This window comes from Rhizobium sp. K33 (assembly GCF_056501445.1).
Genome location: NZ_CP096478.1, coordinates 4,443,265 through 4,458,554, shown reverse-complemented (window position 1 = coordinate 4,458,554; position 15,290 = coordinate 4,443,265). Strand labels below are relative to the sequence as shown.

At 63.1% G+C, this 15,290-nt stretch carries 15 protein-coding genes; 8 read left to right on the top strand and 7 right to left on the bottom strand.

Annotation, left to right across the window (positions count from 1 at the left end; genetic code table 11):
- The first annotated feature begins 3 nt into the window (after positions 1–3).
- The 3 genes from M1E12_RS21505 to M1E12_RS21495 all read left to right on the top strand — a co-directional run bounded on the left by M1E12_RS21505 (position 4) and on the right by M1E12_RS21495 (position 2,258).
- A complete protein-coding gene (locus M1E12_RS21505; protein WP_113460118.1) occupies positions 4–378 on the top strand; it encodes a DUF805 domain-containing protein in 375 nt (124 codons plus the stop codon).
- A gap of 103 nt (positions 379–481) precedes the next feature.
- The gene (gene dapE, locus M1E12_RS21500) at positions 482–1,675 is read left to right on the top strand and encodes a succinyl-diaminopimelate desuccinylase (RefSeq protein WP_479563225.1); all 1,194 of its coding nucleotides are present in this window, start codon (positions 482–484) and stop codon (positions 1,673–1,675) included.
- Positions 1,662–2,258 carry a hypothetical protein gene (locus tag M1E12_RS21495; RefSeq protein WP_310240116.1) on the top strand — a complete coding sequence of 199 codons (597 nt, stop codon included), beginning with the start codon at positions 1,662–1,664 and terminating at the stop codon, positions 2,256–2,258. Before dapE ends, M1E12_RS21495 begins: the two co-directional genes overlap by 14 nt.
- A gap of 5 nt (positions 2,259–2,263) precedes the next feature.
- Here the strand turns inward: M1E12_RS21495 and truA are convergent, their stop codons facing one another.
- The 5 genes from truA to M1E12_RS21470 form a co-directional block, all read right to left on the bottom strand.
- Positions 2,264–3,031, bottom strand: coding sequence for a tRNA pseudouridine(38-40) synthase TruA (gene truA, locus M1E12_RS21490; protein WP_479563224.1), 768 nt, complete (start codon positions 3,029–3,031; stop codon positions 2,264–2,266).
- Positions 3,031–3,975 carry a methionyl-tRNA formyltransferase gene (fmt, locus tag M1E12_RS21485; RefSeq protein ID WP_479563223.1) on the bottom strand — a complete coding sequence of 315 codons (945 nt, stop codon included), beginning with the start codon at positions 3,973–3,975 and terminating at the stop codon, positions 3,031–3,033. The genes truA and fmt overlap by 1 nt, the downstream gene beginning before the upstream one ends.
- Before the next feature lie 38 nt (positions 3,976–4,013).
- Positions 4,014–4,526, bottom strand: coding sequence for a peptide deformylase (def, locus tag M1E12_RS21480; protein ID WP_310240112.1), 513 nt, complete (start codon positions 4,524–4,526; stop codon positions 4,014–4,016).
- Positions 4,527–4,596: 70 nt separating this feature from the next.
- Complete coding sequence (locus tag M1E12_RS21475) at positions 4,597–6,105, bottom strand: methyl-accepting chemotaxis protein (RefSeq protein WP_479564940.1); 1,509 nt, start codon at positions 6,103–6,105, stop codon at positions 4,597–4,599.
- Positions 6,106–6,218: 113 nt separating this feature from the next.
- Positions 6,219–7,721 carry a methyl-accepting chemotaxis protein gene (locus M1E12_RS21470; protein WP_479563222.1) on the bottom strand — a complete coding sequence of 501 codons (1,503 nt, stop codon included), beginning with the start codon at positions 7,719–7,721 and terminating at the stop codon, positions 6,219–6,221.
- A 269-nt stretch (positions 7,722–7,990) separates the two neighbouring features.
- Here M1E12_RS21470 and M1E12_RS21465 point away from each other — a divergent pair, with 269 nt between their 5' ends.
- From M1E12_RS21465 to M1E12_RS21455, 3 genes are all read left to right on the top strand, one after another.
- Positions 7,991–9,211 carry a DNA recombination protein RmuC gene (locus M1E12_RS21465; RefSeq protein ID WP_136540283.1) on the top strand — a complete coding sequence of 407 codons (1,221 nt, stop codon included), beginning with the start codon at positions 7,991–7,993 and terminating at the stop codon, positions 9,209–9,211.
- Positions 9,212–9,265: 54 nt separating this feature from the next.
- The gene (locus tag M1E12_RS21460; protein ID WP_479563221.1) at positions 9,266–10,165 is read left to right on the top strand and encodes a ribokinase; all 900 of its coding nucleotides are present in this window, start codon (positions 9,266–9,268) and stop codon (positions 10,163–10,165) included.
- Between the two features lie 154 nt (positions 10,166–10,319).
- Positions 10,320–12,668, top strand: coding sequence for a methyl-accepting chemotaxis protein (locus M1E12_RS21455; protein WP_479563220.1), 2,349 nt, complete (start codon positions 10,320–10,322; stop codon positions 12,666–12,668).
- A gap of 64 nt (positions 12,669–12,732) precedes the next feature.
- Here the strand turns inward: M1E12_RS21455 and M1E12_RS21450 are convergent, their stop codons facing one another.
- Positions 12,733–13,677 (bottom strand): nucleoside hydrolase, encoded by a 945-nt coding sequence (locus M1E12_RS21450; RefSeq protein WP_479563219.1) that lies wholly within the window; start codon positions 13,675–13,677, stop codon positions 12,733–12,735.
- A gap of 139 nt (positions 13,678–13,816) precedes the next feature.
- On the opposite strand from M1E12_RS21450, the gene M1E12_RS21445 reads away from it, so the two are divergent.
- Positions 13,817–14,239, top strand: coding sequence for an Hsp20 family protein (locus M1E12_RS21445; protein ID WP_113460130.1), 423 nt, complete (start codon positions 13,817–13,819; stop codon positions 14,237–14,239).
- A gap of 49 nt (positions 14,240–14,288) precedes the next feature.
- Positions 14,289–14,546, top strand: coding sequence for a BQ00720 family protein (locus M1E12_RS21440; protein ID WP_102020787.1), 258 nt, complete (start codon positions 14,289–14,291; stop codon positions 14,544–14,546).
- Positions 14,547–14,584: 38 nt separating this feature from the next.
- Here M1E12_RS21440 and trmB read toward each other — a convergent pair whose 3' ends face one another.
- On the bottom strand, positions 14,585–15,286 hold the full coding sequence (gene trmB / locus M1E12_RS21435; protein ID WP_479563218.1) for a tRNA (guanosine(46)-N7)-methyltransferase TrmB: 702 nt from the start codon (positions 15,284–15,286) through the stop codon (positions 14,585–14,587).
- Positions 15,287–15,290: the final 4 nt, after the last annotated feature.

Below are 15,290 nucleotides of genomic sequence, written 5' to 3'. Positions count from 1 at the left end.
CAGATGTCCGGGCCGGGGCGCGAGACGACGGTCGGCTGGGCGCTCTTCCTCTGGGACGGGCGCATTGGCCGCCGCATCTTCATCCTCGGCACCCTGTTCTGGATGATGACGAACGCGGCGGTGATCGCGTTCGTTACAGGGTCGGACGAGGTCTCGCCCGGCGGCTTTTCACTCTTCCTCACCTCGGCCAGCCTTTCGCTGCTTTCCCTGCTGATGCTGGGCACCAAGCGGCTGCACGACATCGGCATGCCGGGAATGGTCTCCATCCTGCTTTTGATGCCGGCCTTCTCGCTGATCCTTTTCTTCGTGCTGTGCGTATGGCCACCGGCTGAGGACGACAACCGTTACGGGCCGGGAACCGACATGCGTTCGTCGTGAGCGGTGGGTGACAGGTCATGGCGGATCAGCTAAGTCTTCCAAATCCTCCCAGAGACCGATTGCCGGCCTGAACCGGCGCGCGGCCAATCCCGTAAAAGTGTCCATGACCGTTACAAATCCCGTCGACGTCCTCCAGGCTCTCATCCGCTGCCCTTCCGTCACGCCTGCAGAAGGCGGGGCGCTCGACGTGCTCGAAGGCTTTCTCTCGCCGCTCGGCTTCAAGGTCGACCGGATGGTGGCGACGGACGAGGGTACACCCGACATCGAAAACCTCTATGCCCGGGCCGGCTCTGACGGTCCGCATCTGATGTTTGCCGGGCATAGCGACGTGGTGCCCGTCGGCGCGGAAAGCGACTGGAGTGCCGGCCCCTTCTCCGGCGACATCCGGGACGGCATGCTCTACGGTCGGGGCGCGGTTGACATGAAGGGCGGGATCGCCTGCTTCATTGCGGCCTATGCGCGACTGGTCGAAGCCGGCAAGGCGCCAAAAGGCTCCGTCTCGCTTCTCATCACCGGCGACGAGGAAGGCCCGGCCGTCAATGGCACGATCAAGCTGCTCGAATGGGCAGCCGCGCGCGGCGAAAAGTGGGATGCCTGCGTGGTGGGCGAACCGACCAATCCCGATACGCTCGGCGACATGATCAAGATCGGCCGGCGCGGCTCGGTTTCCGGCACCGTCACGGTCAAGGGCGTGCAGGGCCATGCAGCCTATCCGCATCTGGCCGACAATCCGGTGCGCGGGGCGCTATCGCTTGCCAGGAGCCTGATGTTCCCGGTGTTCGACGAGGGTACGGAAAGCTTCCAGCCGTCGAACCTCGAGGTGACCACTATCGATGTCGGCAATGCCGCGACGAATGTCATTCCGGCTTCCGCCCGCTTCAAGTTCAACATCCGCTTCAACGATCTCTGGACCGCAGACAGCGTGAAGGCGGAGATCATCCGTCGTCTCGATGACGCTGCCGTCGACCCCGAACTTCGGCCGGATCGTGCAGCGATCGCTTACGACATCACCTGGTCGGAACGGCCGAGCCATGTGTTCCTGACGCGTAACAACGCCCTGATCGCCTCGCTCTCCGGCGCAATCGAGACCGTCACCGGCAAGGTGCCGAAGCTCTCGACCACCGGCGGCACGTCCGATGCGCGCTTCATCAAGGATTATTGCCCGGTCGTGGAATTCGGTCTCGTCGGCCAGACCATGCACATGGTCGACGAGCGGGTTGCGGTCTCGGATCTCGAAACGCTCACCGTGATCTACCAGACCTTCATCGAACAGTGGTTCGCCCATGCCGACGCTTAAGGAGGTCGAGTTCTATCTCCGGGGCCTGTGGCTGCTGTTCAAGCAGGATCCGGCAGGCTTTTCCTATCTCGATCTGACCGACCGCGGGGCTTTGCGCTCCTTCTGGTCGATCCTTTGGGCGCTGCCGGCGATCCTCGTCTCTTTTGCCTGGTGGCGGCTCCTCTATCTCCAGGGCCTGCCTGACGGCACGGAGACGGGTGCCCTCTTCTTCTTCCGCCTTGCGCTCGTTGAGGCATCCAACTGGGTGTTTCCGCTCGTCCTGCTCGGCATTCTCTGCTGGCTGATCGGGGTCGGCGAGAAATTTGCAGCCATGGTGGTCGTCACCAACTGGCTCGCCCTGCCCGTCTCCTATTCCTACGGCCTGCTCGTGCTGCTCATGATGTTCGTGCCCGCACTGGCCGGCATCGTGGCTTTCCTCTGGCTGCTGCTGATGATCACCCTGATTGCCGCGCTCTTTCGCATCGTCCGGATGATTGTCGGCGACCAGTTGCTGATGGTCTCGACCATCGTGATGGTGCTGCTTGTGCCGTCGATGATCATTGCCGAGGTTCTGGAGCAGTATCTCGGCGTCTACCCGGGCTGAGGCTCTCAGCCGTTGAACGGCTCGTCACCGGGATAATCCACGGCCATGAAGTAGAGGCCTTCCGGCGGCGCCACGGGTCCGCAGGCCGCACGGTCGCGGGCTTCGAGTGCCGCGCGCACATCCGACGGCGTCATCTTGCCCTCACCTGCGAGCTTCAGCGTACCGGCGAATGAGCGGATCTGGTTGTGCAGGAAACTCTGCGCCGTTGCGCGAATTTCGATGAGCCCGTCGCGGCGGGTCACATCCAGCCGATCGAGCGTGCGCACCGGACTTGCTGCCTGGCAATGGGCGGAGCGAAAGGTGGTGAAGTCGTGATGACCGACCAGCTGCTGGGCGGCCGCGTGCATCGCCTCATGGTCCAGCGGCTTCGGCACCCACCAGGCGCGTTTGTCCTCCAGAGCCAGACGCGCCGGACGGGTGATAATCCGATAGAGATAGTGGCGGCGAAGCGCCGAGAAGCGGGCGTCGAACTCGTCCGGCACGGCGCGCACGTCAAGCACGGCGACCTGCTCGGACGCCATGGCCAGATGCGCGTTCAGCGCGTTGCGCAGCTTGTGCGGCTCCCAGGCACGGGAGAGATCGGCATGGATGACCTGGCCCATGGCGTGCACGCCGGAATCGGTGCGGCCTGCGCCCCGGATGACGACGGTCTCGCTGGTCAGCGACAGGATGGCCTGTTCGAGGGCGGCCTGAATCGAGTGCCCGTTTTCCTGGCGCTGCCAGCCGACATAGGCCGAGCCATCATATTCGACGGTCATCCGGAAGCGCGGCATCAGGCGATCACCGTGCCCTTGGGAAGCGGCGTGCCACGAAGGAAATCTTCGGCGTTCATGGCCTTGCCGCCGGCCTTCTGCAGACGGACGAGGCTGACGGCGCCTGTGCCACAGGCAATCGTCAGGCGATCGTCTATAGCCGTGCCGGGAGCGGCCAGCGCTCCCTCCGCTTCAGCCAAGCGTGAGGCGAGGAGTTTCACCCGCTCCGGCTTGCCGTTGACTTCGATCTCCGTCCAGGCGCCCGGGAAAGGCGAGAGGCCGCGGATGTGATTGTGCACCTCGGATGCAGAGCGGGAGAAATCGACCCGGGTCTCGGCCTTGTCGATCTTGGCGGCGTAAAGCACGCCCTCTTCAGGCTGTGCAACGATCTGCAGCGTGCCGGCTTCGAGCTTCGCCATCGCCTCGACCATGGCTTCGGCACCGGCAAGGCTCAGCGCATCGTGCAGTTCGCCGGCGGTCATGTCGGGGCCGATCGTCACCTTGCGGGTCAGTGCCACGGGGCCAGTGTCGAGGCCCTTGTCCATCTTCATCACCATCATGCCGGTTTCGGCATCGCCGGCCATGATGGCGCGCTGGATCGGGGCTGCACCACGCCAGCGCGGCAGGAGCGAGGCATGGCCATTATAGGCGCCCAGTCGCGTGCCGTTCAGGATCGCCTCGGGCAGCAGCAGGCCATAGGCAACGACGACGGCGACATCGGCGTTCAACGCGACGAAAGCATCGCGATCGGCCTGATCGCGGAAATTCAGAGGGTGGCGAACCTCGATGCCGAGTTCTTCGGCCGCCTGGTGAACGGGCGACTTCTGCAGGTCGAGGCCACGACGGCCGCCGGGACGGGGCGGCTGCGAATAGGCGGCGACGATTTCGTGGCCCGCCGCATGCAGCGCTTTCAGGGTCGCAACGGAAAAGTCCGGCGTGCCCATGAAGATGATGCGAAGTGCCATCTTATCTGCCTCAACGCGCGAATGGATAGACGCCGGGATCAGATCTTCTGACGGGCGGCCTTGGTGAACCTCTTGATCACCATCTCGCGCTTCAGGCGAGAAATGTGGTCGATGAAGAGCACACCGTTCAAATGGTCGATCTCGTGCTGAAGGCAAGTGGCGAGCAGGCCGTCGGCCTCCGTCAGCTGCTCCTTGCCGTCGCGGCCAAGCGACTTCACCGTGATCGCCGCCGGGCGTTCCACCTCGGCGTAGTAGTCCGGGATCGAGAGGCAACCTTCCTCATAGACCGAGCGCTCGTCGGAGGATTTGAGGATCTCAGGATTGATGAAGACCAGCGGTGCCGGTTCTTCGCCTTCCTTGGCGAGATCGATGACGAGAAGGCGGCGCGGCACGCCCACCTGGATCGCGGCAAGCCCGATGCCGGGCGCCTCGTACATGGTCTCGAGCATGTCGTCGATGAACTGCTCGAGCTCGGCATCGACGCGCTCGATGGGCGCGGAGACCTGACGCAGCAGGGGATCGGGCAGGATGATGAGAGGCTTGATGGTCATGGCCTCCCTTAGCGCAAGTTCCCTTGGGAGGAAACGGAAAAAGTGCGTGGCTTCTCACCTGCGCCGCCGGTCAGGCGACGCGGCGCTCCATGGCTCTGCCGGGCACGTAGTCCTGCCGATCACTGCGCGTGCGGATCTGCGAGAGCTGTTCGACAAGGGCTGCGACTTCGCTACGCAGACGGCGTGTCTCGTCTGAGGTCCGCTCGACCATATCGCTATTTTCGTGGGTCAGAACATCCATGTTGCGGGTCGCCTGGTTGACCTCGTTGAGGCCGATCGCCTGATCCTTGGCTGCGGCGGCGATATCGGAGACGAAGGTGTCGATCGCATCGATGCGGGTGATGATGTCGTTCAGCGCCTCACCGGTGCTGGTGACGAGGCCGACGCCTTCCTTCACCTGATCGGAGCTCTGGGAGATGAGCTGCTTGATCTCCTTGGCGGCATCGGCTGAGCGCTGGGCGAGCTGGCGAACTTCCTGTGCGACCACGGCGAAGCCCTTGCCTGCATCGCCGGCGCGGGCGGCCTCGACACCGGCATTGAGCGCCAGAAGGTTCGTCTGAAAGGCGATCTCATCGATCACGCCGATGATCTTGGAGATCTCGGTCGAAGACTTCTCGATCGCATCCATGGCGGAAACGGCCTGGGAGACCACCGTGCCGGAGGTCTTGGCCTGGCACTGCGTGTCGCGCACTTCCTGCGAGGCACGCTCCGCATTGGCCGCCGTCTGGCTGACGCTGACGGAGAGCTGCTGCAGGGCCGTCGAGCTTTCCTGCACGCCGGTTGCCTGGCGGGTGGTGCGGCTGGCGAGTTCGCCAGAGGCGTGGGCGATTGCATCGGTGCCGGTCAGGATACCTTCTGAGGCGCGGCGAATGGCGGCGAAGGAGACATTCAGGCGATCGACGGTTTCATTGTAGTGGCCGGCCATTTCCTTGAAATTGTCCGGCAGGTCCGTTGTCATGCGGGCTTCGAAATCGCCCTGGGCGAGCGCCTCCAGACCGCGGCGCAGATGCTCCATGGCAATCGCCTGATCGGCGGCGAAGCGGGCGCGCTCGTCTTCCAGCGCCTGGCGCTTGCTTTCCAGCTCTTCGAGGTAGACCGAGATCGAATAGTCCATGTCGAGCATGGCAGCCTTCACCACGGCCCGAAGCTTCTCGCCGAGCGAGACCGCATGCTGCTTGCCGAAGGGGAAAGGCCAATGCTTGACGAGCACGCCGGCCAGGAGTTCGCCGACCAGCATCGAATAGCCGCCGATATACCAGCGCGGCTCAAGCCCGATGCGGGCATGGGCCTTGCCGACGGCGGTCACGCCGCGGACGTAGCTTTCGTCGAAATTGCCGCTCGCGACCTTGTCCCAGTGACCGATCTGCGCGTTCTTCGCCCCGTTCATATGCACGCCGTCGCGGAAGTGCGAGTCGATCTTCCCGGTCTTCGAAACCTTGCCGTAGAACTTGTCGAGCGCGCCGCCCAGGACTTCCTTGATCGACGGTCGCAGTTCGGCAAGCGTCGTGCGGGTTTTCTGATCGATTTCGAGAAACTCGAGGCGTTCGGAAAGGTCGTTCTGGGCTTTGTTGGTCATGATGCGATGCGCACTCTCAGGATGACGATTGTCATTCAGAACTGTCACGGTTTGCTGAACAGTTTCTAAACGCACGGCGACAAATCAGACCGCCGTGCGGGGTCGTGGTTGATGGCTCAGCTTGCCATCCGATAGCTGGCGCGCGCTGCGTGATGCGTCGCCGACCCGGTGGTCTTGAAGCCCTGGAGAGCCTGGACGAGGCGACCTGCCTCCTCCCGCAGCGTTGCCGTCTGGGCCGAGCTTTCCTCGACCATGGCGGCATTGCGCTGGGTGATCTGATCCATCGACGCGACAGAGGTGTTGACCTCGCGAAGCCCGCCGGACTGGTCGGCGGCAGCGAGGGCGATCTTGCCGACGATCTCGTTGATCTCGCCGATGCGCACGATGATCTTGCCGAGCGCATCGCCAGCGTTGTTGACGAGGCCGACGCCCGCTTCGACTTGGCTGGAGCTCTGGGAAATCAGGTTCTTGATCTCGCGGGCGGCATTGGCGCAGCGCTGGGCCAGTTCGCGCACTTCCTGCGCCACAACCGCAAAGCCGCGTCCGGCCTCGCCTGCACGGGCCGCCTCGACGCCGGCATTCAGGGCCAGAAGATTGGTCTGGAAGGCGATCTCGTCGATCACGCCGATGATCTTGGAAATCTCGTCAGAGGATTTCTCGATCGCGCCCATGGCATCTACGGCACGGGAGACGACCTCTTCCGAGACGCGTGCTTCGGTGAGCGCCACGCCCACGACATCGGAGGCCTCCTTGGCACCGTCGGCGGTCAGGGTGACGTTTTGCGTGAGTTCATGCAGGGCGGCCGTGCTTTCCTCCAGCCCGGCGGCCTGCTGCTCGGTGCGCTGGGCGAGATCGTCGGTGGCATCCGAGATGGCGGCTGTGGACTTGAAGATTTCATCGGCGGACTGGCGCACGGTCACGATGGTCGAGCGCAGGGCTTCGACCGAGGCGTTATAGTCATTGGCCATCTGGACGAAGTTGGCCGGCAGATCGTTCGGCAGCCGGGCATCCAGGTCGCCGGCGGAGAGCTTGGCCAGCACGCCGCGCAGGGCGGCCAGTGCGGTCGCCTGCTCGGCCTCGGCCTTCAGCCGCGCATCCTCCGCCGCCTGTCGCTGTTCGGCGAGGATCGCGAGATAGACCGAGATCGAATAATCCATGTCGAGAAGGGCTGCCTTGACGATTACCGAGATCTCTTCGGCGAGGGACTCCGACTTCTGCCGACCGAAGCGGCTTGGCCAGCGCTCGCGGGCGACGGCATGGACGAGTTGCTCGAGCACGAGCGCGTAGCCACCGATATACCAGCGCGGCTCGAGCCCGATGCGGGCATGGGCCTTGCCGACCTTGGTGACGCCTTCGACGTAGCTATGCGTGTAGTCCGCCGTGCCGACGATGCCCCAATGTTCTTCCTGACGCTTCTTGGCGCCCTTCATGTGGTCGTCATTGCGGAAGAAAGCAGCAGTTTCCGGGACCTTGCGGACCTTGTCGTAGAAGATGTCGAGCGCGCCGCCGATATTCTTGCGGATCAGCGGTCCGAGCCGCTTCAGCGTTTCGCGTCCCTTGTCGTCGAGCCCCAGAAAGCGAAGGCGATTGTTCAGGTCGGAATTGTCGAGGTGGGACATGGGTAACGCGTCTTTCTACAACCACAGGAAATATCAGCAGGTGCTGATTTACATATCCAAGGGAGCGCTAAAATGGTAAATCTTTGGTTGCTCGCCAAAGGCAGCTTTTCGCCTCACCTTGGGGATTTCCGGCCACCCGGCTCGGCCACTTGCGTTTCGTCAAATCTGGCCTCAAAATTTTTTCACAATTGGCAAAGCGCAAACAACGGTCGAGCTCCTTGTTCACTCTTTGATCTGCATGGCATCGGCGAATCAGCTATGGTCGCCGCATGAACATTCAGGACATTCCGGCGGTGACCATCGGCTCAGTCACCCTTTCACCCCTCTTCCTCGTGGCGATTGCCGCGGTGATCCTGCTTCTCCCTGTCGTGGCGCTAATCGTCGTGTCACTGCGTGGGGCCGCAGCCAGGGCCAGGCTGATGGAGGAGACGGCGCGGCGCGACGAGGCGGCGGAAGCGCGGCTTGCGGAACTGCTGAAGGCGCAAGCCGAGATGCAGGGCCGGCTTGCCACCATGGCCGAGGTGTTCGGCAGCCGTCAGGCAGAGCTCAACCAGTCGATCAGCCAGAGGCTCGACGGGATGACGCACCGACTGGGCACCACGATCACCGAGCAGACGAAGTCGACGCATGACAACCTGCGAACCTTGCAGGAGCGGCTGGCAGTCATCGATGCGGCACAGAACAACATCCAGTCGCTGGCCAAGGATGTGGTGGGCTTGCAGGCCATCCTGTCCAACAAGCAGACCCGCGGCGCCTTCGGGCAATCACGCATGGAGACCATCGTCGCCGATGGCCTGCCGATGGGCGCCTACGCATTCCAGACGACACTCTCCAACGGCTCGCGGCCCGACTGCACCATCCGGATGCCGAACAATTCGCCGCCGCTGGTGGTCGATGCCAAGTTCCCGCTCGAGGCCTGGAACAGCATCCGCGACACCGAAAACCCGGAACAGAAGAAGGCAGCCTCACAGCAGTTCCGGCGGGACATGGAGGTGCATATCCGGGACATCTCGGAGAAGTACCTGATCCCGGGCGAGACGCAGGACATGGCGTTCCTCTTCGTGCCGTCGGAATCGATCTTCGCTGAAATTCACGAGAATTTTGAAGGCATCGTCCAGAAGGCGCATCGGCAGAAGGTGGTGATCGTCTCGCCTTCCCTGCTGATGCTGTCGATCCAGGTGATCCAGGCCGTACTGAAGGATCAGCGCATGCGCGAACAGGCGCATCTCATCCAGGGCGAGGTCATTCGCCTGATGGAAGATCTCGGGCGCCTGGACGACCGGACCCGGAAGCTGCAGAGCCACTTCCTTGCCGCCCAGAAGGACGTGGAGATGATCATCACCTCCTCGGACAAGCTGGCGAAACGGGGCGCCAAGATCGAGGCCATGGAATTCGAGGCTCCGGGCGGTGGCGATGCCGACGATGTGCAGCCCCGCAGCGTCGAGAGCCGCACGGGCCTGCTCAAGCTGAGGGTTGTTGACGAGGACTGAGACCCGGTCCAAAAGAGCGCGACAGCCTAGAGCATTCAGGGAGGCACCGCGCTCATGATCACCGTCTTCGGCTCCATCAACATGGACCTCGTCGCGACCACGCCACGTCTGCCGAAGCCGGGCGAGACGGTCCCCGGCACCGGATTTGCGACGGCCGCGGGCGGCAAGGGTGCCAATCAAGCGCTCGCAGCGCGGCGCGCAGGGGCTGATGTGCGCATGGTGGGTGCGGTTGGCCAAGACGAGTTCGCAGGCCCGGCATTGAATCTTCTCGACAAATCGGGGACGGATCTCGCCGCGGTCGCACGGGTTGATGGCCCCACGGGCACGGCCCTCATTCTGGTGGGTGGCGACGGCGAGAACATGATCGCCGTGGTGCCTGCCGCCAATGGCACGGTCAGCGCGGAGCAGGCCGAAAAGGCTGTCGGAGACATGAAGAGTGGCGACATCCTGATGCTGCAGCAGGAAGTGCCGGCAAACTCCGTCAAGGCAGCGCTCAACGCCGCCAAGGCCAAGGGCGTTCGCACCGTGCTCAACATCGCGCCTCTCATTGCAGAGACGACGGAGCTCGCAGCCTTGGCCGACATCGTGATCGCCAATGAGACGGAATTCGAGCGGCTTGTCGGTCGCGACAATCTGACGGCCAGCGAACGGGAGCAGATCCTGATCGAGATGCACGGAAAGACCGGGCAGATCTTGATCGTTACGCTCGGCGGCGACGGCGTGATCGCAGCCGAAGGCGGTGCGCTGCATCGGACCAAGGGGCTGAAGATTGAGCCCGTCGATACCGTGGGCGCTGGCGACACCTTCTGCGGCTATCTCGCCGCCAGCCTCGATGCAGGCCTCGGCTTCGATGAAGCGCTTCGTCGGGCGGCCGTTGCCGGCTCGCTCGCCTGCCTCAAGGCCGGCGCACAGCCATCGATCCCGGCTGCATCAGAGGTCGCCGCAGCGCTCTGAGACCCTATCAGAAGCCACAAGTCTGATTTATTCAACTTTAAACAATGGAACATAGCATCGGCAGCGATCGGGGTGCGTGGAAGCGCGCCCGGCCGCGCCATGAGGGTGTGGAACGAATGTCCCTGCGTCCTGAACCTCAATTTTCGAGGCTCCCATGTTCGCCTTTTTTGCCCGTTCGATCGCCGCCAAACTGTTGGTCGTCACCGGCCTTGCCATCGGCTTGGTTCTCATCCTTTCCAATCTGGTTCTCATTTCCCAAACCCGTGATCGCGTTCATGCGCTGACCATGGAACAGGCCAATGCCGAGGCCAAATCGATCGCCCGCGAAATCGCCGGCGACATCGGCGAGCTCGCCAGTGCGGCCCGCACCATGTCGGGCGTCATCGGTCGCGGCCACGAGGGCAAGTCGCTCGACCGTCTCGGCATCACCAATATTCTCAAGGCGAACCTGGAACAGAACCCCTTCGCCTTCGGCAGCTGGATGGCGGAAGAACCGCGCGCCATCGACGGCCAGAAGGACGAGATCAAGGGCAAGCTTGAGCTTTCGGCCAATGATGACGGCGACTTCACGCCCTATTGGTCGAAGGATCGCAACGGCAACATTCAGTTCTCCACCTTCCGCGCAGACTATCCGGCGGAATGGTATGCGCTGGCTGCCAAGAGCGGCAAAGGCGCGATCACCGCACCCTATCTTGCCGAAGGCACCGACGTTCCGACCACGATGAGCTCGATCGCCTATCCGGTTTATTCCGGTGGCAAGCTGATCGGCGTCACCGGCGTCGACATGTCCCTTCTGTCGCTCTCCGAAAAGCTCAAGGCGCTGAAGCCGTTCGAGACCGGCCGCGTGCTGCTCGTCGCACAGGGCGCACAGTGGCTCGTGGCCCCGACGGACGAGCTTCTGATGAAGCCCTATGAAGCGGAAGGGGCGGACGCCCTGAAGGCGTCGCTTGCAAACGGCACGGGCAGCCTGGTGTCCAACCTCTCGGATGAGACCGGCGAAGGTTATGACCGGCTGCTCTATCCCTTCGCCGTTCCCGGCGTGAACGCCACCTGGGCTGTCATCATCGACATTCCGCATGCTGCGATCAACGCACCGATCGAAGCGCAGACGATGATGATGATAATCGGCGGCCTGATCGTGCTCGCAGCGGTGATGCTGGCACTCTTCCTCGCTGTCCGCTCGCTTGCCCAGCGGCCGCTGCACGGCCTCGTCGGCGATGTCGAGCGCATGACCAGGGGCGACTATGCCAGCGACGTCTCGAATCAGGACCGCCAGGATGAGATCGGCCTCGTTGCCAAGGCGCTCGATGGCTTCCGTCACAAGCTCGCCGAAAGCAACATGCTTGCCGCCGAAGCCGATGCACAGCGCAAGGCGGCCGAAGGCGAGCGTCGTCGCAACGAAGAGGAGCGCAACGCCTCCGCCTCGGTGCAGCAGCATGTCGTGACCGCTCTCGGCAGTGGTCTCGCACAGCTCTCGCAGGGTAACCTGACCTATCGCATCGCAGACGAGTTCCCGGGCGAATACGCCGCCCTGAAGCGCGACTTCAACGATGCGGTGGCAAGCCTCGAGCAGGCGATCGCCTCCGTCAACGGCAGCGTGGTGAACATCGCGGCCGGCACGAGCGAGATCTCGGAAAGCGCTGCCGACCTGTCCAAGCGCACCGAGCAGCAGGCGGCGAGCCTCGAAGAAACGGCTGCGGCGCTGAACGAATTGACCGAACAGGTCAATTCCAGCGCGGACAATGCCGGCACGGCTGCCAACACGGTTTCGGTCGCGGTCAAGGATGCCGAAAAGTCCGGCGAGGTCGTGCAGAAGGCGGTCGCCTCCATGCATGGCATCGAGCAGTCCTCGCAGGAGATCTCCCGCATCATCGGCGTCATCGATGAAATCGCCTTCCAGACGAACCTTCTGGCGCTGAACGCCGGCGTCGAAGCGGCTCGTGCGGGCGAAGCCGGCAAGGGCTTTGCAGTTGTCGCCCAGGAAGTGCGCGAGCTCGCTCAGCGCTCGGCCACGGCCGCGAAGGAGATCAAGGCGCTGATCAATGCCTCGGCCGCCCAGGTCAAGGACGGCGTCGAACTCGTCGGCGAGGCCGGGCAGACCCTCGAAAAGATCGCCCAGCAGGTCATGCAGATCAACGGTCTCATCCGCCAGATCTCCGCCTCGGCCAGCGAGCAGGCATCCGGCCTGAAGGAGGTCAATGCTGCCGTCAACCAGATGGACCAGGTGACCCAGCAGAACGCGGCCATGGTGGAAGAGACGACCGCAGCCAGCATGGCGCTACGCAATGAATCCGACACGCTGCGCGGGCTGGTGGCAAAGTTCCAGGTGACGGGTGCAGGCGCACCGGTCCAGGCTCTACGCGCTGCAGCGGAAACGATGCGAAGCCCGGCGAGCCCGGTGGCTCAGAACCCGAAGGCTCCCGCCTACTCACCCGCACCGCGCAAGGTTGCGGCTGCCGGCGGCGGTGCTGCGCCGAGCGCCGACAACTGGGAAGAGTTCTGAGCCGAAGGCTTGGCGTGAATGACAAAGGGGCGCGGCCTGGGCTGCGCCCCTCTTTTTTTGGCCGTCAGAGGCGCGCGAAACGCTCTGTCAGAAGATCGAAGAAACCGTCGGCGTCGACATTGCGCATGACCGTGGCATTGGTCGTGCGGCCGGAGACACGCCACCAATCGACGACCGTCATGCCGACGGTCAGTTCGGATTGCAGCTCGATCTCGACATTGCACAAGCGGCCGCTGAAGAGCTCGGGCTTCAGCAGGTAGGCAATGACGGTCGGGTCGTGCAGCGGACCGCCATCCGAACCGTATTTCTCTTCATCGAAGCGCTCGAAGAATTCCAGCCATTCGACCATGACCTTGGCCGGCTTGGTGCCGATTTCGGCGATGCGGGCGACGCGCGCCTTCGTCGTCATCAGCTGATGCGTCACATCGAGCGGCATCATGGTGATGCGGATGCCGGAGGCGAAGACGGCTGCGGCGGCATCCGGATCGACATAGATGTTGAATTCGGCAGCTGGGGTGATGTTGCCACCCTCGAAGAAGCCGCCACCCATCATGACGAGTTCCTTGACGCGGGGCGCGATGTCCGGGGCCTTCTGAAGCGCGAGGCCGATATTGGTCAGCGGTCCGAGCGTGCAGAGGGTGACGGTGCCGGTCGGCTCGTTGCGGATCGTGTCGATGATGAAGTCGACAGCATGCTGGTCCTGAACCTTCATCGTCGGCTCGGGGAGCACGGCGCCATCGAGGCCGGTCTTGCCGTGCACGTGTTCGGCCGTGACGAGCGGGCGCACCATGGGACGATCGGCCCCTTCGAACACCTTGCGGTCCGTTTCGCCGCAGAGCTCGCAAACGATGCGGGCGTTGCGGCTGGTCATCGTCAGCGGCACGTTACCGGCGACTGTGGTGATGCCGAGCAGTTCGAGTTCGTCGGGGCTGGCGAAGGCGAGCATGAGGGCTGCGGCATCGTCCTGACCAGGGTCGGTGTCGATGATGATCTTGCGGGGTTCTGTCATGGGTCGATCCTAAAGTCTAAAGGCGGAGGCTTGGAACGCGGGGTGCTATTTGTCAAGCAAGAGAGTGCTTGTCGGGGCCCTCCAGATTTCCCATATTCGGCTGGGGCGGAGGTCCAGGTCCGCCACACAGGAACGGGAAATGACGCGCAACAGACTGCCAACGGAAGCTTTCATCATCACCTTCGACACAGGCGACGGCAGCGCCTTTCGGCGGCCGAGAGGAAGCGACGGCTATCCGCCCTATGACATCGAGAGACTGCCGCCGCAGAAGGGTGCGGAGCGGCTTCGGGTGACGCTTGCTGTGGCCGGTTTTGCGGAGAACGAGCTCGACGTCAGCGTGGAGGCCAATCAGCTGGTGATTCGCGGCAAACAGGCCGAGCGCGATGAAGCGGACTACCTGTTTCGCGGCATTGCCTCCCGCCAGTTCCAGCGGGTGTTTGCAATCGAAGACGGCATGGAAATCACCGGGGCTTCGCTGCGAAACGGGCTTCTGGCGATCGAGATCATCAGGCATGATCCCGTGCATCTGGTAAGGAAAATTAACATCTCCACCGCAGAATGAAGGTTGCGGCAATGCTGTGCCGCCTCTCCCTCATTCGCGGAGGATCGGAATGTTACTGAAAGAAGCCTCATCCCGCCTGACGAAATCCGAACTGGCGCATCTCGGCGCTGGCGAAGTCGGCTATATCCGCAAGATGAAGTCGGACGAAGTGTCCCGCTGCTTCCCGGAAGCCCCGGAAATCGACCCGACACTGGATCTGTGGGCGCTGTTTGCCGCTGACGGCACGCCGATCCTGCTCACGGATAACCGATCCAGCACCTTCTTCAAGGCTGCGGAAGACGACCTGAAGACCGTTTCGCTGCACTGAGTGGTGCAGCGAGACATCGCAGCCTCTGGCGCTGCGAATCAGCGCTTGCGGAATGTGAGATAGGCCGATGAACGCCCTTCGCGGCGGGCCTTGTTCTCATAGCGCGTGCCCGGCCAGCCCTCGTAGGGCGTCAGCCAATCGCTTGCATTGCGGGCCGTCCATTCGAACCCACCATGATCGCGGCAATGCTGCAGCGTCCAGTTGACATAAGTGTCAATGTCGGAGGCGAAGCAGAAGATGCCTTCCGGCTTCAGCACCTTGTGAAAGCGCTCCAGGTTTACTTGTGAGACGAAACGGCGCTTCCAGTGCTTCTTCTTCGGCCAGGGATCGGCGTAGAGCAGATCGATCTGGTCGATCTGGCCTTCCGGCAGCCAGTCCAGCAACTGGGTCGCGTCATCGTCGTAGACGCGGATGTTCTTCAGACCCTCGGCCTCGACGACCGCGAGCAGCTTCGCCATGGAATTGACGAAGGGCTCGACCCCTATGAAACCGGTCGTGGGGTTGGTGCGGGCGCGATGAACGAGATGCTCCCCGCCACCGAAGCCGATCTCAAGGCGGAGCTTGTCGACGGGAACGGGGAACAGGGATTTCAGGTCGGCCGGCACGGGCGCGGCGAGGTCGACCTTCAATTCCGGCAGGACGGTTTCCATCCGCTCGACCTGCTGGTCGCGCAACGGCTTACCCTTGCGCCGACCGAAGAATGCCTCGGTCGACCGTGTCCTGCGTTCCTTTTCCGTCATTCAG